The organism is Streptomyces telluris, from assembly GCF_024519335.1.
GTDB classification, from domain to species: domain Bacteria; phylum Actinomycetota; class Actinomycetes; order Streptomycetales; family Streptomycetaceae; genus Streptomyces; species Streptomyces telluris.
This window is the reverse complement of record NZ_JANIID010000016.1, coordinates 1-18,014: the sequence shown is the minus strand read 5'-3', so window position 1 is coordinate 18,014 and position 18,014 is coordinate 1. Positions and strand designations below refer to the sequence as shown.

Genomic DNA, 18,014 nt, shown 5'->3' with positions numbered 1-18,014 from the left:
TTCGATCGATCCCATGAACAGAGGTCATGGGGCCATGGGAGGGCCGGGCATGAGCCTGCGGCAGATGGAGTACCTCGTCGCGGTGGTCGAGGAGGAGTCGTTCACCCGGGCGGCCGACCTGCTCAACGTGACCCAGTCCGCCCTCTCCCACCAGATCAAGGCCCTGGAACGGGACGTCGGCGGCCCGCTGCTGGAGCGCCGCCCTCGCGGCATCGGCCTGACCCCGATGGGCCGCGCCTTCCTGCCCCACGCCGAACTCGCCGTCCGCAGCGCCGAACAGGCCCGCCGGGCGGCGAAGGCCGCCGCCGGAGCGGCCGGCGGCGAGCTGCACATCGCCTCCCTGCACGCCCTCGCGGTCGGGGTGCTGCCGCCCGTCTTCGCGCGCTGGCGCCGCGCCTTCCCCGCCGTCCGCCTCCACCTGCACGAGTACGCGACCACGGAGGAGCTGCGCGACCACATGGAGCGCGGCGTCGCCGACATCGCCGTCGGCCCCCGCCCCGAGGCCTGGCACGGCCCCGTCGTCCCCCTCGGCGACGAGGAGATCATGGTGATCACCTCGGCGGGCGACCCGCTCGCGGCCCGTACGGAACCCCTCACGCTGCCCGAACTGGCCGGGCGCGACTGGGTGCGCTGCGCCCTCGAACCGGTCGTGCAGGGCAAACCCTGGCTCGACTGGCTCTGCGAGCAGGGCGGCTTCGTCCCCCGTACGGCCGTCTGGACGGAACACTCCTCGACCGCCGTACGGATGGCGGTCTCCGGACTCGGCCTGGTCGCCGCCCCCGTGCACATGGCGCGCGACGTGCCGGGCGCGGTGACCGTCCCCGTCGACCCGCCCTGGCGCCGCGAGCAGACCGCCTTCGCGCGCGTGGAGCTCACCGGCACCACCGCCGCCTTCGTCGAGCTCTGCCGCGAACTGGCGTTCCCGGGCACCGGCTGAAGCCCGCCGCGGGCCGCGCCCCGCAAAGGGCCGAGGGGCGCGGCCCGGCGCTCAGTCCCGTACGAGCAGCGCCACCGGGCCGTGCTCCAGGAGCTCCGCAAGGGCCACGGGCGTCTCGTACGAGGCGCCGGTCAGCAGCTCGCGCCACCGGCCGCCGCCCGGCAGCGGCAGGACCGTCCCCCGCATCCCCCCGTCCTGCACCAGCCGCCCGTGCAGCCGCGAGACGACGGTGACCGCGGCGCCGGAGCGCGCGAAGGCCACGCAGTGCCCGGCGGCCGGGCCGTCGGCGGCCAGCCGCTCGTACGAGGCGCCGGGGCCGAACCACTCGGGGCGCGAGCGGCGCAGCCCCAGCACGGTGCGCGTCAGATGCAGCTTCTCGGCGGACAGGTCCCCGGCTCCGGCGGGCGGGCCGCCGGCGAGGGCCGCCGGGAAGGCGGGCGGGCGCCGGTTGTCGGGGTCGACCAGGGCGGCGTAGGCGCGCTCCGTGCCCATGTAGAGGTCGGGCACGCCCGGCATGGTCAGGTGCAGCAGGGCCGCGCCGAGCGTGTTGGCCCGTACGGACGGGCGCAGCGCCTCCTCCAGGGGCGCGAGGGCGGTGCGGGCCGGGCCGCAGGGGTGCGCCGCCACGAAGGCCTCCACGGCCGCCTCGTAGGCCGCGTCCGGCTCGGTCCAGGTCGTGCGCAGCCCTGCCTCGCGCACGCTCTTCAGCACGGCGGGCACGAGCCGGCCGGCGTCCGCGGGGTCCGCCGTGCCGAGCCCGAAGGCGCTCTGCCAGGCCAGCCACGCCACGTGCGGGTCGGGCGCGCCGGGCTCGGCGGCCTCGGCCGCCAGCCGGTCCATCAGGTCCGCCCACCGGCCGGGGCACTCGCTCAGCGCCGCGATCCGGGCCCGTACGTCGGCGCTGCGCTTGGTGTCGTGCGTGGACAGCACCGTCCCGGTCGCGGGCCAGTCGTGCTGCAGGCGGGCGCAGTAGGCGTGGAAGTCCTCCGGGGAGACGGCGGGCCGGCCCGGGTCGCCGCCGACCTCCGCGGCCGAGAGCAGGGGCGCGTGCCGGTAGAAGGCGGTGTCCTCGACGGACTTGGCGCGCAGCGCGGAGGCGGTCTGTGCGAACCGCGCGCAGAAGTCCCGCTGGTCCGGCCCCTGCCCCAGGCGGCCGAGCGCCGCGTCCCGGACGACCTCGGCCGCGCGGGCCTCCTCGGGCACGGCGAAGGCGCCGCGCGCGTCCTGGGCGGCCTGGTCGAGCAGGGCGGCGTCGATCGGGGCCGGGGGCCGCCCGGGCACCGCGTAGGGCCGGTAGACGGGCAGCCGGACGAGGATCTCGCGCAGGGCGGTGCGCAGGGCCCAGGGCGCGGTGTCGCGCAACTGGTGCGCGCCCTCGCAGATCCGGCCGGCGGTGCGCACCAGCCGCTCGGTCTCCGCGGCCAGCTCGTGGGTGATCACCTTGTACGCGGCGCGGCGCACCGTGGCGGGCCAGTCGCCGCCGCGGTCGGGCGGCAGGCCGGTGAAGGCGCGGTAGCGGGCTCCCAGTTCGGCGGCGCCCGCGGGGTCGACGAAGAGGCCGTCGAGGTGGCGCAGGGCGTCGTAGCCGGTGGTCCCGGCGACGGGCCAGTCGCCGGGCAGGCGCTCGTCGCGGCTGAGGATCTTCTCGACGACCGTCCACCGGCCGTCCGTGGCCTCGGCGAGGCGGTGGAGGTAGCCGGCGGGGTCGGCGAGCCCGTCCGGGTGGTCGACGCGCAGCCCGTCGGCGACCCCCTCCCGCAGCAGCTGCACCACCTTGCCGTGGGTGGCGGCGAAGACCTCCGGGTCCTCCACGCGGACCGCGATCAGCTCGGAGACGGTGAAGAAGCGCCGGTAGTTCAGCTCCGTGCGGGCCAGCCGCCACCAGGCGGGCCGGTACCACTGGGCGTCCAGCAGGTCGGGCAGCGGCAGCCGCTCCGTGCCGGGCCGCAGCGGGAAGGCGTGGTCGTGGTAGCGCAGCACCCGCTCGGGGCGGCCCGCGACGCTGAAGTGGCGCAGCTCCCCGCCGAGCGGGCCGGCCAGCACGGGCAGCAGCACCTTGCCGCCGTGCTCGGCCCAGTCGATGTCGAACCAGCGCGCGTAGCGCGAGGCCGGGCCGTCCCGCAGGACCTCCCAGAGCGGGCCGTTGAGCGTCGCGGGCGCGGGCAGGGCCATGTGGTTGGGGACGATGTCGAGGATCAGGCCCATCCCGTGCTCCCGGGCGGTGCGGGCCAGGGACCGCAGGCCCTCCTCGCCGCCGAGCTCGGCCCGCACGGCCGAGTGGTCGACGACGTCGTAGCCGTGCGTGGAGCCGGGGACGGCCTCCAGGACGGGCGACAGGTGCAGGTGGGACACCCCGAGGGAGGCCAGGTACGGCACGGCCTCCTCGGCCGCCCGGAAGGGGAAGGCCGGCTGGAGCTGGAGCCGGTAGGTCGCGGTCGGCACAGCGCTGTGGAGCCTCATGGGAACGTACGTACCCACTTGCGGCGGCCTTGCCGCAGGGGACTACGCCGGGCGCTGCAACACCGCGAGGCTGCGGTCGGCCAGCGTCAGGCGGTCCCCGGCCCGGATCTTCGGCCCGTCGGTGGCCACGCCCTCGGGCCCGGCGGTGTCGACCACGACCTGCCACAGCCTGCCGTGGTCGGCGGGCACGACGAAGTCGAGCGGCTTGTCGTGCGCGTTGAACATCAGCAGGAAGGAGTCGTCGACGACCGGCTCGCCGCGCGGCCCGGGCTCGGAGATCGCCCCGCCGTTGAGGAAGACCGTCAGCGACTTGGCCTGGGCGGCCTGCCAGTCGCTGTCCCGCATCTCTTCACCCTCGTGGGTGAACCACGCGATGTCGGACAGCTCGTCGTGGGTGCCCTGCACCGGGCGGCCGTGGAAGAAGCGGCGGCGCCGGAAGACGGGGTGGTCGCGGCGCAGCCACACCATCGCCCGGGTGAAGGCGAGCATCCGCCGGGCGCGCGCGGAGGACTCGTCCCCGGGGTGCGGCCAGTGCACCCAGGAGACGTCGTTGTCCTGGCAGTAGGCGTTGTTGTTGCCCCGCTGGGTGCGCGCGAACTCGTCGCCGTGGCTGAGCATGGGCACGCCCTGCGACACCATCAGGGTGGCGATGAAGTTGCGCATCTGGCGCTCGCGCAGCGCGAGCACCTGCGGGTCGTCGCTCTCGCCCTCGGCCCCGCAGTTCCAGGACCGGTTGTGGTTCTCGCCGTCGCGGTTGTCCTCGCCGTTGTCCTCGTTGTGCTTGCCGTTGTACGCGACGAGGTCGTGCAGGGTGAAGCCGTCGTGGCAGGTGACGAAGTTGACGGAGGCCAGGGGGCGCCTGCCGTCGCCCTGGTAGAGGTCGGAGGAGCCCGTCAGCCGGGAGCCGAACTCCGCCAGGGTGGCCGGCTCGCCGCGCCACAGGTCCCGGGCGGTGTCCCTGAACTTTCCGTTCCACTCGGCCCACAGCGGGGGGAAGTTCCCGACCTGGTAGCCGCCCTCGCCGACGTCCCACGGCTCCGCGATCAGCTTCACCCGGCTGACCACCGGATCCTGCTGCACCAGGTCGAAGAAGGACGAGAGCCGGTCCACCTCGTGGAACTGGCGCGCGAGCGTCGCCGCCAGATCGAAGCGGAATCCGTCCACCCGCATCTCGGTCACCCAGTACCGCAGCGAGTCCATGATGAGCTGCAGGACGTGCGGGCTGCGCATCAGCAGGGAATTGCCGGTGCCGGTGGTGTCCATGTAGTACTGCGGGTCGTCCGCGAGCCGGTAGTACGAGGCGTTGTCCAGGCCCCGGAAGGAGAGCGTGGGCCCCAGGTGGCTGCCCTCGGCCGTGTGGTTGTAGACCACATCGAGGATGACCTCGATGCCCGCCGCATGCAGCGCCCGCACCGCCGACTTGAACTCCAGCACCTGCTGACCCCGGTCGCCCCAGGAGGCGTAGGCGTTGTGCGGGGCGAAGAAACCGATGGTGTTGTAGCCCCAGTAGTTGGCCAGGCCCGCGTCCACCAGCCGGTGGTCGTTGACGAACTGATGGACCGGCATCAGTTCGATCGCCGTGACCCCCAGCTCCGTCAGGTGCTCGATCACCGCGGGGTGGGCCAGCGCCGCGTACGTGCCGCGGATCTCCTCCGGCAGCGCCGGATGGCGCATCGTCAGGCCCTTGACGTGGGCCTCGTAGATGACCGTGCGGTGGTAGTCGGTGCGCGGCGGGCGGTCGTCCCCCCAGTCGAAGTACGGATTGACGACGACCGACGTCATCATGTGCGGCGCCGAGTCCATGTCGTTGCGCTTCTCCGGCCGGCCGAAGTGGTAGCCGTAGACGGCCTCGCCCCAGCCGACGGCCCCGCTCACGGCCCGGGCGTAGGGGTCCAGCAGCAGCTTGGCGGAGTTGCAGCGGTGCCCGTGCTCCGGCTCGTACGGCCCGTGCACGCGGAAGCCGTAGCGCTGACCCGGCATCACCCCCGGGAGGTAGGCGTGCCGTACGAAGGCGTCGCTCTCGCGCAGCTCCACCGCCGTCTCCGAGCCGTCGTCGTGCAGGAGGCACAGCTCGATCCGCTCGGCGACCTCCGAGAAGACCGCGAAGTTGGTGCCGGCGCCGTCGTACGTCGCGCCGAGGGGGTACGCCTGTCCCGGCCAGACCTGCATCGACTCTTCCGTTCTTCCGTTGTCCCAGGCTGTCCTCGGGGGCCGTCCTCGCCGCCGCACGCGCCGGGCCTCCTGTTCGAGACGCGCGTACGGGCCGAAGCGGCATCCTCGCCCAATCGGACCGGACGGGGCGCCCTTTCGCCAGATCTTCCCCAAAAGGAGCGCAACCACAGCCCCCTTCGGCTCGTCCGACCGGGTGACCCGGCGGGGGCGCGCCCCCGCTCCACCCCCTCCTCCCGGGCCCCGGAAACCGGCGGCCCGGCGCGCCCGGACGGGCGCTCGCACGGCTCTCACCGCGCGTTTTGCGCCCCCGCCGCTATGAAACGGCTCACTCCCCGCGCCGGGCGGCCGGACAACAGGTTTCCGGAACGGGAGAGTTGGCGGAGGACCGGACCCGTCCGGGTGCAGGGCCCGCCGCCCGCACAGTAGTCTGCCTTGATCGTTGGACGGGGGCGGAAGGGCGGTGCACTGTGAGCTCGGGCGGGCTGGAGCTGCCCCCTGGAGACGGAAGTCCCGGGGGTGACGGCTCGGCCGACACACCTCCCGGCGCCGTGTCCGTGGCACGCCCCGTGGAGATCGGCGCCGCACTGGACTGGGACGCCGAGGCGTGGGGCGAGGTGCGCACCCGCGCCCGGCGCGCCGGCCGGGCGTACATCTGGCTCAACCTGGTGGAGCAGCGGCTGCGCGCCGTCGTCGCCGCCGTCCTGCGGCCCGTCTACGAGCCCGTGCACGGCGAGGACGAGTGGGTCGTCGCCGCGGCCGGCCCGGCCGGGCAGGAGTGGGTGCAGCGGGCCGTGGCGGTGCGCGAGGTCAGCCGCCGCAAGGGCTACCTGCTGGACCCGGCCGACGACAACGTCCTCAGCTTCCTCACCCTGCCCCAGCTGCGGGAGCTCCTCGTCCAGCACTGGCCCTGCTTCGAGCCGTACCTCGACGACCGGCGCGAGCTGGAACTGGCACTGGACGAGCTGGAGGTGACGCGCAACGTCGTCTCCCGCAACCGCGCCCTGTCCGAGACCGTCCTCGCCCAGGCCGAGCGGGCCGCCGGCCGCCTGCTGACGATCCTCGGCGGCGGCGCCGGCACGGGCGCCCGCTCCGCCGACCGGCTGCCCGTCGACGCCGTCGAGGACATCGTGGGCGACCGCTACGCCGACGTCGTGGGCGTCCACCCCGACCGGGTCCGGCTGCAGCGGCAGCTGCCCGTGGAGGACCTCTTCGGCAGCGCCCGCCGGCTCGACGCCGTCGGCATAGGCCTGAACCTGCTCGTCCAGAACTACTCGGGGCGCCGGCTGGTCCGGCTCGCCGAGGCCGGCTGCCGGGCCCGCCTGCTCTTCCTCAACCCCGCCAGCAGCGCCGTGCGGCGCCGGGAGCGGGAGCTGGGCATCAAGAAGGGCGAGATGAGCCGGTCCGTCGAGATGAACATCATGCACATGCGCCGCGTGCGCGACCGGCTCCGCGACACCGCCGCCTTCGAGATCCGCGTCTTCGACGAGACGCCGCGCTTCACCGCCTACCTCGTCAACGGCGACGGCCCGGACGGGCTGGCCGTCGTCCAGTCCTACCTGCGCAAGGCCCGCGGCATGGAGGCCCCCGTGCTGGTGCTGCGCGGCGGCGGCACCGTCGTCCGCGACGGGCGCGAGCCCGAGCACGGGCTCTTCGAGACCTACCGCGAGGAGTTCGAGAGCGTGTGGGCGGACTCGCGCCCGGTCTCGTGACGGCCGCCCGCGACGGCGTTCCCGCAGGCCGGGACGGGGCGCTGTCAGTGGGGCGTGCGACGCTGGGGACCAGTCGGGGGAAGCACCACGAAGGGGGACCGCGATGGGGTGGCATCAGGAGCTGCTGATCGGCTTCGACCTGGAGACCACGGGCACGGATCCGGCCGAGGCGAGGATCGTCACGGCGGCCGTCGTCGAGACCAAGGCCGGGGAGCCCGTCGGCCGCCGGGAGTGGCTGGCCGATCCCGGCGTCCCCATCCCGGACGAGGCCGCGGCCATCCACGGCATCACCAGCGAGCGCGCCGCCCTCGGCAGGCCCGCCCGCGAGGTGGCCGACGAGATAGCGGACATCCTGGTCGCCCACTGGTCGGCGGGCGCGGCCGTCGTCGCCTACAACGCCGCCTTCGACCTCACCATCCTCGCGGCGGAGCTCAGGCGGCACGGGCTGCCCTCCCTCGCGGAGCGGCTCTCGGCCGCGGGCACCGCGGATCCCGGCGGGCAGGGCACGGGCCCGGTCGTCGACCCGCTCACCATGGACCGCGCCCTCGACCGCTACCGCAAGGGCAAGCGGAACCTGGAGACGGTCTGCCGGGTCTACGGCGTGACCCTGGAGGACGCCCACGAGGCCGGCGCCGACGCCCTCGCGGCCGTCCGGGTGGCCTGCGCCCTCGCCGAGCACTATCCGGAGGTGGCCGGGGCCGCCCCCTGGGACCTCCACCGGGACCAGAAACGCTGGTACGCGGACTGGGCGAGGGGCTACGAGACCTGGCTGCGCCGCAAGGGCGACACGGCGGCGACGGTGGACACCCGCTGGCCGGTGCGCTGACCGCTCCGCGGGGGAGGCGATGCCCGTACGGGCTCCGGTCGCCTGCGCGCAGACCGCTGCGGGAGCGCCCCTATAAGGGGCGCGGGGAACTGCGCGACCGGCCACGCACGGCCCGCAGCCGACCGACCGGGCCCGGCAGGAGCCCTGAGGGCAGGAGCCCTGAGGGCAGGAGCCCTGAGGGCAGGAGCCCTCAGAAGGGATACCACCGCACCGCGGCGTCACCCTCCCGCAGCGACGCCACCCGGCGAGAGAACTCCGCGCGAGCCGCACCGTTGCCCGGCGCGTGCTGCGCCACCCACGCGCAGCTCGCCGTCTCGCGCGCACCGCGCAGGACCGCGCAGCCCTCCCACTCCCGCACGTCCCAGCCGTACGCCTGCACGAAGGCGTCGTAGGCGTCGGACGGCAGGCCGTAGCGGTCCTTGCTCAGCGCGAGGACGACGAGGTCGTGCTCGCGCAGGTCGCCCGAGAAGGTCTCCAGGTCCACCAGGACCGGCCCGTCCGGGCCGATGTGCACGTTGCGGGGGAGGGCGTCCCCGTGGATCGGGCCCGGCGGCAGGTGCGGGGTCAGGGCCGCGGCCTGCGCCGCGAAGCCGTCCCGCCGCTCGCGCAGGTAGGCCGCGTCCGCCGGGTCGATCGCGTCCCCGGCCAGCCGCAGCCACCGCTCGACGCCGCCGAGCAGTTCGCGCCGGGGCAGGGCGAAGTCCGGGGCGGGCAGGGCGTGCAGGACGCGCAGCAGCCCGGCGAGGTCGGCGGCGCCGGCCGGGCGCACGGCCTCGGGCAGCCGGTGCCAGAGCGTCACGGGGTGCCCGGCGGCCGTCCGCGGGGCGGGCTCGGCGGCCCGCACGGCCGGGACGCCCCGCTCCGCCAGCCAGGCGGCGACCCGCAGCTCGTGGCGCGCCCGCTCCAGCAGGGACGCGTCGCGGCCCACCTTGACGACGAGCCCGCCGACGGCGAAGACCGCGTTCTCGCCGAGCGCGAGCAGGGACGCGTCGGCCACCGGAGCCTCCGGCACCGCCGCCGCGAGGAGCTCGCGCGCCCGCGGCTCCGTGAATGCCGTGCTCTCCACCGCGTCCGTCACTGCGCCCGTACCTCCCGTACCCGCGGCGATCGCCGCACGTCTGCTCATCCGACCCCGTCACGCTACCCGGCCGGGCCGGACATGGCCGGAAAGAGATCATCGGGCGAGACGTTTCGTCTTGTCGCCCGCCGGGCCGGATGTTCGTCCGCCGTTCTCATCAGGGCCCGCCCTGTGCTCACTTGATGCTCCGTCAGTGCCCAAATTGCCTTCCTTCAAAGGGGTTTGGCATTACGCAACGACGTTGCCTATGTCACAAAAACTCGTGGGGGTTGAACTGCCCGCGTCAAATCCGACAGGGTTTCGAAGCACCCCGGAGCGGCCCCTTCCGTCACTCCGGGCGTGTAGTGACACATGCTCAATTCCCCCCACAACAACCGCACGAGGAGGAAACCTCGTCATGGCAGCACACAAGCGCACCGGCCGGCGACGGACCGTCCTGGCGATATCCGCCGCAGCCGCCGTCACCGCCGGAGCCACGCTCATGGCTCTGCCGGCCGGCGCCGCCCCCGCCCCCGAAGGAACCGTCTACGGTGCCGGCGCCAAGGGCGCGATCGAGGGCAGCTACATCGTCATGCTGAAGGACGGCAAGGGCGCCGTGAGCGCGAAGTCCGTCTCCGCTCAGGGCGGCGACCTCGCCGAGCGCTACGGCGGCAAGCTGAACCGCACCTACGACTCGGCGATCCACGGCTTCTCCGCCAGCGGTCTCGACGAGACGGAGGCCAAGCGCCTCGCGGCCGACCCCGCGGTCGAGAAGGTCGTCCAGAACCACCGCTTCACCGCCAGCGCCACCCAGGAGGCCCCACCCTCCTGGGGCCTGGACCGCATCGACCAGACCGAGACCAAGGGCGACGGCAAGTACGCCTACCCCGACGGCGCCGGCGAGGGCGTCACCGCGTACGTCATCGACACCGGTGTCCACATCAGCCACAAGGACTTCGGGGGCCGCGCCTCCTTCGGCTTCAACGCCGTCGACAAGAGCGACAAGGCCGAGGACGACAACGGCCACGGCACCCACGTGGCGGGCACCATCGCCGGCACGGCGCACGGCGTCGCCAAGAAGGCCAAGATCGTGGCCGTCAAGGTCCTGGACGGCCAGGGCTCCGGCTCCACCGAGCAGGTCGTCGCCGGCATCGACTGGGTCACCAAGAACCACAAGGGCCCCTCGGTCGCCAACATGAGCCTCGGCGGCGGCGCGGACGAGGCGCTCGACGCGGCCGTGCAGAAGGCGATCGCCTCCGGCGTCACCTTCGCCATCGCGGCGGGCAACGAGTCCTCCGACGCGGGCAACAACTCCCCGGCCCGGGTGAAGGAGGCCATCACGGTCGCCTCCACCACGAAGGACGACCAGCAGTCGGACTTCTCCAACTTCGGCAGCGTGGTCGACCTCTACGCCCCCGGCTCGGACATCACCTCCGCCTGGAACGACAGCGACTCCGGCACCAAGACCATCTCCGGCACGTCGATGGCCACCCCGCACGTGGCGGGTGCCGCCGCCGTCTACCTCGGCGCCCACAAGGACGCCACCCCGGAGCAGGTCGCGGGCGCGCTCGTCAAGGGTGCGACCCCCGACAAGGTCTCCAACCCGAGCGCGGGCACGCCCAACAAGCTGCTGAAGGTCACCGAGTAGCAGCTCCAGCCCATCGGCCGGCCGCCGCTCCCCACCCCCACGGGGAGCGGCGGCCGTGGTCGTTCCCGGACGCCCGGCGGAATCTCCTGGAGAACTCGCCGGAGAGGTGCCCTGGTTAAGCTCCCGTCATCACACGAGCCTCAATCACCCCATGAGCCTCAAGAAGACAGGAGTCCCGCGTGACGGCAGCGATCCTCGGATTCACCCTCTTCTCCCTCCTGGTGGCCATGGCGCCGGGCCCGGACACCCTCCTGGTCCTGCGCAACTGCCTGCGCGGCGGCCGCCGCACGGGCAGCGCCACCGCCCTCGGCGCGGCCGTGGGCTCGCTCGCCTGGGGCGTGGCCGCGGCGTTCGGCCTCGCGGCGGCGCTGCAGCGATGGGACGCGGCCTTCACCGTCGTCCGGCTCGCGGGCGCCGCGTACCTCGTGTTCCTCGGCGCCCAGGCCCTGTGGGCCCACCGCCCGCGCCGCGGAGGGGACTCCGCGGCGCCCGGCGTCACCGGCGGGTCCGGGGCCGCGGCGCTGCAGGAGCAGGTCTCCGCAGCCCCCGCACCGCGCGCGGGCGAGGCGTTCCGCCAGGGGCTGCTGAGCTGCGTGCTCAACCCCAAGGTCGGTGTCTTCTTCGTGGCCGTCGTCCCCCAGTTCCTGCCCGAAGGCGGCTCGCCGTTCGGGGTGACCCTGCTCTTCGGCGTGATCGACGCGGTCGTGGCCGCGGCGTGGATGCTCCTCGTCGCGGTCTGCGCCGCCCGCATGATCACCTGGCTGCGCCGCCCCCGGGTCAGCCGCAACCTCGAACGCGCCACGGGCGGCGTCCTGGTGGCCTTGGGCATCGGCACGGCGGCAGAGGCCGCCTGAGGACCCGTCGGAGGCGGCACCCGGGGCCGGGCGTCAGGGGCGGAAGTCGGCGGCGTGGTCCTCCGCCCACGTGGCGAACGTACGCGCCGGCCGGCCCGTCAGCTCCTCCACGCCTCCCGCGAGCGGGCCCGGCCTGCCGTCGGACGACTTCCAGAAGGCGAGCAGCGCGTCGGCGAAGTGCCCGGGCAGGTAGGGGCCCGCGGCCTCCTTCCAGGCCTCGGGAGAGACGGTGTTGACGGTCACGGGCACGCCCGTGACGCGCGAGATCTGCTCGGCCTGGTCGAGGAACGACAAGGCCTCCGGGCCGCTCAGGGTGTACGCGCGTCCCTGGTGCGCGGGGTCGGTGAGGACCGTGAACGCCGCCTCCGCCAGGTCCTGTTCGTGGATGGGGTCGGTGTACGCGCCGGGGTAGGGCAGGTCCACCGTGCCGGTTTCCTTGATGGAGCGGGACCAGCCCAGCGCGTTGGTGGCGAAGACGCCCGGCCGCAGGAACGTCGCGGTGACCGGCCCCGCGGCCAGGGCCTGTTCGGCCTCCCGGTGCGGGCGGGCGACGGGGTGCGTGGCGGCGTCGGGGTAGTGCACGGAGCTCGACGACAGCAGCACGATGTGCCGGACGCCGGCGTCCGCGGCCGCCCGGGCGAAGGCGGCGGTGTGCGCGGCCTCCGCGTACAGGAACACGGACGTGACGCCGTCGAGCGCCGCGGGGAAGGTCTCCGGCTCGTCCAGGACGAGGCGTATCGAGGGGACACCGTCCGGCAGCGCGAGATCGCCGGGGGCGCGGGAGGCGGCCAGGACGGCGTGGTCCCGGGCGTGCAGGAGGTCGATGAGTGCGCGGCCGACGCGGCCGCGGCTGCCGGTGACGAGGGTGGTCATGTCCTCGGGTGCCCTTCTGGGAAGCGCAGGCGGTGCGGGGAACGCACGGCCTGCGGGGAAGACGTAAGGTGCCCGCGAGACGCACAGTGCGTCGCGCGATCATTGTGACGCGCGACGGCTCGTGGAGCGCCGCGCCGGCCCCCTCAGGCCGAACGCCTGCGCGCGGCCGGCCGGGCCGGGGAGAGCGCGGCCCCCGCCGCCGCTTCCTCGTAGCGCCGCACCACCAGCGCCACCACCTCCGGCGCCGCCCCCAGCACGTCCGCCAGGACGTCCGCGCCGCCCTCCGCCGCTCCCCGCGCGATGCGGTCCGGCAGCCGGCCGGGTGCGAGGACGTACGGGGCGACCGCCACCCGGCGGGCCCCCTCGGCGCGCAGGGCCCGCACGGCGTCCGCCACGTGCGGCGGGGAGGCGGAGGCGAACGCGGGCCGCACGGCGCACCAACCGGTACGCCGCCACTCCCGCGCGATGTCTGCGATCACCGCGTTCGCCTCCGGGTCGGAGGAGCCCGCCGAGGCCAGGACGACCCCGGTCGGGCGCCGGTCGCCGAGCGGCAGACCGGCTTGCCGCAGCCGCCGCTCCAGGGCGGCCGTCAGCAGGGGAGCGGGCCCCAGCACCTGAGCCCGCGTCACCCTCAGGCCCGGCAGCCCCGCCGTCGCCGCCCGCAGCACGGCCGGGATGTCGGCCTTGGCGTGGAAGGCGCGCGTCAGCAGCAGGGGCACGGCGACGACGTCGCGCACCCCCTCCGCCGCCAGCCGCTCCAGCACCCGCGGCACGCTCGGCACGCAGAAGTCGAGGAAGCCGACCTCGACCCGGAGCCCGGGCCGTGCCGCGGCCACCCGCGCGCGCAGCTCCAGCACGGTGGCCGCGTGGCGCGGGTCGCGGCTGCCGTGGGCGACGAGGAGCAGGGGCGCAGAGGTCATCGGCTCGCCGCGGCCAGTCCGCGCGTCCGCAGCACCCGGCGCTCCAGGGGGCTGAAGACGGCCAGGTCGATGGCGATGCCGACGAAGAGGATGAGGAGGATGCCGAGGAGCACCCCCGGCATGTCGGAGTCGGTGCGCGCGTTCTCCAGGTACTGGCCGAGCCCCAGGCCGAGGTCGGGGGAGGAGGCGATGAGCTCGGCGGCCATCAGGGACCGCCAGGAGAACGCCCAGCCCTGCTTGAGCCCCGCGATGTAGCCGGGGAGCGCGGCGGGCAGCAGGACGTGCCGGGCGCCGCGCAGCCCCGTGGCGCCCATGGTGCGGCCGGCCCGCAGGTACAGCGGCGGCACGTGGTCGATGCCGGAGACCAGGCCGTTGGCGATGGAGGGCACCGCGCCCAGCAGGATCACCGCGTACATCGCCGCGTCGGTGATGCCCAGCCAGATCACCGCCGCGGGCACCCAGGCGACCGACGGCAGCGACTGCAGCCCGGACAGGACGGGGCCGAGCGCGGCCCGGACGAACTTCACGCGCGCGACGAGCAGGCCGAGCGGCGTGCCGAGGGCGAGCGCCGCGGCGAAGCCCAGCAGGCCGCGCGAGACGGACGTCCAGACGATGTCCAGGAGGGTGCCGCGCAGCCACAGGACCTCCAGGCTGTGCCACACCGCGGACGGGTCGGGCAGCTTGTAGTCGTCGGTGACCTCCGCGACGACCAGCAGCTTCCAGACCGCGAGGACCAGGACGACGGCCGTCAGGGGCGGCAGCACCTTGTGGAGCAGCACCTGGGCGAAGGGGGCGCGCCGGACCTCCACCGCGTCCAGGGCGTCGAGGCCGGCCTCCAGGCCGGCGAGGTCGTGCGGGCTCGCGGAGGCGCTCCGGGCGCCCGTCTCAGTGCCGGCCATGGCGGCGGATCTCCCCACGCAGTTCTTCGGTGATCTCGACGGACAGGTCCGCCACCGCCGCGTCCTCGATGCGGCGGGGCTGGGGTATGTCCACGGCCCACTGCCGGGCCACCCGTCCCGGCCGCGAGGACAGCAGCACGACGCGCTCCGCGAGCCGCACCGCCTCGCGGACGTTGTGGGTGACGAACAGCACCGACAGCGACGCCTCGGACCAGATGCGGGTCAGCTCGTGGTGCAGGACGTCCCGGGTGATGGCGTCCAGCGCCGCGAACGGCTCGTCCATCAGCAGGACCTGGCTGTCCTGCGCCAGGGCGCGGGCGAGGGCGACGCGCTGCCGCATGCCGCCGGACAGCTCGTGCACCCGCTTGCCGTACGCGCCGGAGAGCCGTACGAGCTCCAGGAGCCGCTCCGCCTCCGGCCGCCGCTCCGCGCGCGGCACCCCGCGCAGCCGCAGCGCCAGCTCGATGTTGCGGCCCGCGGTGAGCCAGGGGAACAGCGCGTGCTCCTGGAACATCAGCGCCGGGCGGCCGCCGGGCACGTCGATGGTGCCGGCGGTCGGCCGGTCCAGGCCCGCCACCAGGTTCAGCAGCGTGGACTTGCCGCAGCCCGAGGCCCCCAGGAGGCACACGAACTCGCCGGGGCGCACCTCCAGGGAGATGTCGTCCAGCACGGGCTGGGCCGCGCCGGGCCGGCCGAAGGACTTGTGGACGTGCTCGATCCTGACCGCCGCGGACTCGCGGTCCGCGATCTCGGCCGGGCCGGCCTTGTCGGTCGTCAGTGCCGGGGCCATCCGGTCACCTCCTGGGGATGGGGCGGGGCGGGTTACGACGGGCGGGCGGCTACTGCTTGCCGAGCTTCGCGGCGGTCACCGCGGGCCTGCCCTCGGCCTTGAGAACCTTGTTGAGCACGGTCAGGTCGTAGATTCCCGAAAGGTCGGGCTTCTCCAGCAGCCCGGCCTTGACGGCGTGATCGGCCTCCGCCTCCAGCGACGCGGCCAGCGGGTCGTCGAGGACCTCGATGGACTTCCAGGCCGGGTCGATGATCGCGGCCGGCAGCTCCTTGCCGGAGAGCTTCTTCAGCGCCGCGTTCGCCGAGCCCTTGGCCTTCTCCGGGTTCGCCTTGATCCAGGCGTTGGTCCGCACCGAGCCGCGCAGCACGGCCTCGACCACGTCGGGGTGCGCGTCCAGGAACCTCTGCGACACGATCACATTGGTGATGACGAACTTCCCGTCCGGCCACAGCTCCGACTCGTCCAGGAGCACCTTGCCGCCGTCGGAGACCAGCTTCGATGCGGTCGGCTCGGGCACCCACGCGCCGTCCACCGAACCGGACTTGAAGGCGTCGGGCGTCACCTTGTTGTCCGTGCGGACGACCGAGACGTCGCCCTTGCCGCTCTGCGGGTCGACCTTCCAGCCCTTCTCCGCGACCCAGTTGAGGAACGCCACGTCCTGGGTGTTGCCCTTCTGCGGAGTGGCGATCCGCTTGCCCTTGACGTCGTCCAGGGACGAGATCTTCTTCGGGTCGACGACCAGCTTCACGCCGCCCGACGCCGAGCCCGAGACGATGCGCAGGCTCTTGCCCTTGGACTTCACGTAGCCGTTGATCGCGGGCGACGGGCCGATCCAGCCGATGTCGATCGAGCCCGCGTTGAGCGCCTCGATCTCGGACGGGCCCGCGTTGAACGTGGTCGAGCGGAGCTTCGTGCCGCCCAGCTCCTTCTGGAGCAGCCCCTCCTGCTCGCCGACGAGCGGCGTGGCGTGGGTGATGTTGGGGAAGTAGCCGATCCGGACGGTGTCCGCCGACAGCTTCTTCCCCTCGGCGTTCTTCCCCTCGGCGGAGCCGGACCCGGCGGCGGCCGAGTCCTTCTCCGATCCGTAGCCGCAGGCGCCGAGGGCGCCGATCAGCAGGGGCAGGGCGACGGCGGCGAGTGCGCGGCGGCGGGCGGAGCGAGCGGCGGCGGGCACGAGGGGTCCTCTCGACGGGCCGGGGTACGGCTAGGGGACGCCCGGCGCTTCAGTGGGGCGTAAGGGGAATGACGGGTAGGGGAAGGGGCGGGGTGCTGACGCCGTCGGTACGGGCGTCAGCACGCACATCGGCCGATGCCGCCCGCCGAGCCGTGCGCGATCGCTGCCGTCATCTCAGAAGTCCCATCCCTCGTCGTCGGCCTGGTTTCCGGGGCCCGCGGCGAACGCCTCGCCCGCCATGCCGGCGGTCAGCGTCGTGCCGTCGCCCGGGTCGATGAGGAGGAAGGAGCCGGTGTGACGGGAGCGGGCGTAGGGGTCGAGGGCGAGCGGCTCGGCGGTGCGCAGCGTGACGCGCCCGATGTCGTTGGCCTCCAGGCGGCCCGGCGCGGGGTGCTGGGAGAGGTCGTCGAGGGTGAGGCGGGAGGGGATGTCCTTGACGATGGCGCGGACGGTGCGGGTGGTGTGCTTGAGCAGGACGCGGGCGCCGGGGAGCAGCGGCTGGTCGGCCAGGTGGCAGACGGTGGCCTCGACGTCCCGGGTGACCTGCGGCGCGCCGGCGGTGGGGGCGATGAGGTCGCCGCGGGAGACGTCGAGGTCGTCGGCGAGGCGCACGGTCACCGACTGCGGCGCCCAGGCCACGTCCACGCTCTGGCCGAGCGCGTCGATGGCGGCGATCGTGCTCGTGCGCCCCGACGGCAGGACGGTGACGGGCTCGCCGACGCGCAGCACCCCGGAGGCGATCCGCCCCGCGTAGCCGCGGTAGTCGGGGTGCTCGGCCGTCTGCGGCCTGATCGTGTACTGGACGGGGAAGCGCGCGGGGTCGGCGGTGGGGTCGGTGACGACGGGCACCGTCTCCAGGTACTCCAGGACGGTGGGGCCGCCGTACCAGTCCATGTGCGCGGAGGGCGCCACCACGTTGTCCCCGGCGAGCGCGGAGACGGGGATGGCCGTGATCTCGGGGACGCCCAGCCCGCTCGCGTAGGCAGTGAACTCCTCGGCGATGGCGGCGAAGACGGGCTCCGCGTAGCCGGCGAGGTCCATCTTGTTGACGGCGAGGACGACGTGCGGGACGCGCAGGAGCGCCGCGACAGCGGCGTGGCGGCGGGTCTGCTCGACGACGCCGTTGCGGGCGTCGACGAGGACGACGGCGGCCTGGGCGGTGGACGCGCCGGTGACCATGTTGCGCGTGTACTGCACGTGGCCGGGGGTGTCGGCGAGGATGAAGCGCCGCCGGGGCGTGGCGAAATAGCGGTAGGCGACGTCGATGGTGATGCCCTGCTCACGCTCGGCGCGCAGGCCGTCCGTCAGCAGCGCCAGGTCCGGGGCGCCGGCGCCCCGGCTGCGGGAGGCGTGCTCGACGGCCTCCAGCTGGTCGGCCAGGACGGACTTGGAGTCGTGCAGGAGGCGGCCGACCAGCGTCGACTTGCCGTCGTCGACGGATCCGGCGGTGGCGAAGCGCAGCAGCGAGGTCGCGGCCGTGGTTGTGTCGGTCACAGTGCTCATGGCTAGAAGTACCCCTCGCGTTTGCGGTCCTCCATGGCGGCTTCGGAGAGTCTGTCGTCGGCTCTGGTGGCGCCGCGTTCGGTGAGGCGGGAGGCGGTGATCTCGGTGATGACCTCCTCGATGGTGGCCGCGTGGGAGTCGACGGCGCCGGTGCAGGACATGTCGCCGACGGTGCGGTAGCGCACGGTGCGC

General features: G+C 74.2%; 14 protein-coding genes and 1 pseudogene. 5 read left to right on the top strand and 10 right to left on the bottom strand.

Going from position 1 to position 18,014, the window contains the following annotated elements; all coding sequences use genetic code 11:
* The first annotated feature begins 49 nt into the window (after positions 1–49).
* Entirely contained in the window at positions 50–937 is an 888-nt protein-coding gene (locus NQU55_RS18410) for a LysR family transcriptional regulator (RefSeq protein ID WP_168095927.1), read from the top strand.
* A 51-nt stretch (positions 938–988) separates the two neighbouring features.
* On the opposite strand, the gene treY is transcribed toward NQU55_RS18410, so the two are convergent.
* Together treY and glgX are read right to left on the bottom strand one after the other, a co-directional pair.
* Positions 989–3,397 carry a malto-oligosyltrehalose synthase gene (gene treY, locus NQU55_RS18405; protein WP_168095925.1) on the bottom strand — a complete coding sequence of 803 codons (2,409 nt, stop codon included), beginning with the start codon at positions 3,395–3,397 and terminating at the stop codon, positions 989–991.
* Positions 3,398–3,439: 42 nt separating this feature from the next.
* Positions 3,440–5,566, bottom strand: coding sequence for a glycogen debranching protein GlgX (glgX, locus tag NQU55_RS18400; RefSeq protein ID WP_256790851.1), 2,127 nt, complete (start codon positions 5,564–5,566; stop codon positions 3,440–3,442).
* A 470-nt stretch (positions 5,567–6,036) separates the two neighbouring features.
* On the opposite strand from glgX, the gene NQU55_RS18395 reads away from it, so the two are divergent.
* Together NQU55_RS18395 and NQU55_RS18390 are read left to right on the top strand one after the other, a co-directional pair.
* Complete coding sequence (locus NQU55_RS18395; protein WP_168093696.1) at positions 6,037–7,278, top strand: DUF5919 domain-containing protein; 1,242 nt, start codon at positions 6,037–6,039, stop codon at positions 7,276–7,278.
* 103 nt (positions 7,279–7,381) lie between these two features.
* Positions 7,382–8,104: a 3'-5' exonuclease gene (locus NQU55_RS18390; RefSeq protein WP_168093697.1), complete on the top strand. Its 723-nt coding sequence runs from the start codon at positions 7,382–7,384 to the stop codon at positions 8,102–8,104.
* Positions 8,105–8,294: 190 nt separating this feature from the next.
* Here the strand turns inward: NQU55_RS18390 and NQU55_RS18385 are convergent, their stop codons facing one another.
* On the bottom strand, positions 8,295–9,230 hold the full coding sequence (locus tag NQU55_RS18385) for a phosphotransferase enzyme family protein (RefSeq protein WP_168093698.1): 936 nt from the start codon (positions 9,228–9,230) through the stop codon (positions 8,295–8,297).
* A 349-nt stretch (positions 9,231–9,579) separates the two neighbouring features.
* Here NQU55_RS18385 and NQU55_RS18380 point away from each other — a divergent pair, with 349 nt between their 5' ends.
* On the top strand, positions 9,580–10,809 hold the full coding sequence (locus tag NQU55_RS18380; protein WP_168093699.1) for a S8 family peptidase: 1,230 nt from the start codon (positions 9,580–9,582) through the stop codon (positions 10,807–10,809).
* Between the two features lie 179 nt (positions 10,810–10,988).
* Positions 10,989–11,663: a LysE family translocator gene (locus tag NQU55_RS18375; RefSeq protein ID WP_168093700.1), complete on the top strand. Its 675-nt coding sequence runs from the start codon at positions 10,989–10,991 to the stop codon at positions 11,661–11,663.
* Between the two features lie 33 nt (positions 11,664–11,696).
* Here NQU55_RS18375 and NQU55_RS18370 read toward each other — a convergent pair whose 3' ends face one another.
* The 7 genes and pseudogenes from NQU55_RS18370 to NQU55_RS18340 form a co-directional block, all read right to left on the bottom strand.
* Positions 11,697–12,536, bottom strand: coding sequence for an NAD(P)H-binding protein (locus NQU55_RS18370; RefSeq protein WP_168093701.1), 840 nt, complete (start codon positions 12,534–12,536; stop codon positions 11,697–11,699).
* A gap of 143 nt (positions 12,537–12,679) precedes the next feature.
* Positions 12,680–13,456, bottom strand: coding sequence for a sirohydrochlorin chelatase (locus tag NQU55_RS18365; protein ID WP_168093702.1), 777 nt, complete (start codon positions 13,454–13,456; stop codon positions 12,680–12,682).
* Positions 13,453–14,355, bottom strand: coding sequence for an ABC transporter permease (locus NQU55_RS18360; RefSeq protein ID WP_168093703.1), 903 nt, complete (start codon positions 14,353–14,355; stop codon positions 13,453–13,455). Before NQU55_RS18360 ends, NQU55_RS18365 begins: the two co-directional genes overlap by 4 nt.
* Positions 14,342–15,145 carry an ABC transporter ATP-binding protein gene (locus tag NQU55_RS18355; RefSeq protein ID WP_168093704.1) on the bottom strand — a complete coding sequence of 268 codons (804 nt, stop codon included), beginning with the start codon at positions 15,143–15,145 and terminating at the stop codon, positions 14,342–14,344. Before NQU55_RS18355 ends, NQU55_RS18360 begins: the two co-directional genes overlap by 14 nt.
* A gap of 49 nt (positions 15,146–15,194) precedes the next feature.
* Positions 15,195–16,319, bottom strand: a complete 1,125-nt coding sequence (locus NQU55_RS18350; protein ID WP_168093705.1) for an aliphatic sulfonate ABC transporter substrate-binding protein — start codon at positions 16,317–16,319, stop codon at positions 15,195–15,197.
* A 174-nt stretch (positions 16,320–16,493) separates the two neighbouring features.
* Positions 16,494–17,822 carry a sulfate adenylyltransferase subunit 1 gene (locus tag NQU55_RS18345; RefSeq protein WP_168093706.1) on the bottom strand — a complete coding sequence of 443 codons (1,329 nt, stop codon included), beginning with the start codon at positions 17,820–17,822 and terminating at the stop codon, positions 16,494–16,496.
* A 2-nt stretch (positions 17,823–17,824) separates the two neighbouring features.
* Positions 17,825–18,014 (bottom strand): annotated as a pseudogene (locus tag NQU55_RS18340) (sulfate adenylyltransferase subunit CysD); the annotation flags it as partial.

Excerpts from the sequence above, each read along its gene's own strand:
- NQU55_RS18345 (WP_168093706.1), bottom strand. The coding sequence starts at position 17,822 with ATGAGCACTGTGACCGACACAACCACGGCCGCGACCTCGCTGCTGCGC.
- glgX (WP_256790851.1), bottom strand. The coding sequence starts at position 5,566 with ATGCAGGTCTGGCCGGGACAGGCGTACCCCCTCGGCGCGACGTACGAC.
- NQU55_RS18410 (WP_168095927.1), top strand. The coding sequence starts at position 50 with ATGAGCCTGCGGCAGATGGAGTACCTCGTCGCGGTGGTCGAGGAGGAG.
- NQU55_RS18385 (WP_168093698.1), bottom strand. The coding sequence starts at position 9,230 with ATGAGCAGACGTGCGGCGATCGCCGCGGGTACGGGAGGTACGGGCGCA.
- NQU55_RS18390 (WP_168093697.1), top strand. The coding sequence starts at position 7,382 with ATGGGGTGGCATCAGGAGCTGCTGATCGGCTTCGACCTGGAGACCACG.
- NQU55_RS18380 (WP_168093699.1), top strand. The coding sequence starts at position 9,580 with ATGGCAGCACACAAGCGCACCGGCCGGCGACGGACCGTCCTGGCGATA.
- NQU55_RS18370 (WP_168093701.1), bottom strand. The coding sequence starts at position 12,536 with ATGACCACCCTCGTCACCGGCAGCCGCGGCCGCGTCGGCCGCGCACTC.
- NQU55_RS18360 (WP_168093703.1), bottom strand. The coding sequence starts at position 14,355 with ATGGCCGGCACTGAGACGGGCGCCCGGAGCGCCTCCGCGAGCCCGCAC.
- treY (WP_168095925.1), bottom strand. The coding sequence starts at position 3,397 with ATGAGGCTCCACAGCGCTGTGCCGACCGCGACCTACCGGCTCCAGCTC.
- NQU55_RS18355 (WP_168093704.1), bottom strand. The coding sequence starts at position 15,145 with ATGGCCCCGGCACTGACGACCGACAAGGCCGGCCCGGCCGAGATCGCG.
- NQU55_RS18365 (WP_168093702.1), bottom strand. The coding sequence starts at position 13,456 with ATGACCTCTGCGCCCCTGCTCCTCGTCGCCCACGGCAGCCGCGACCCG.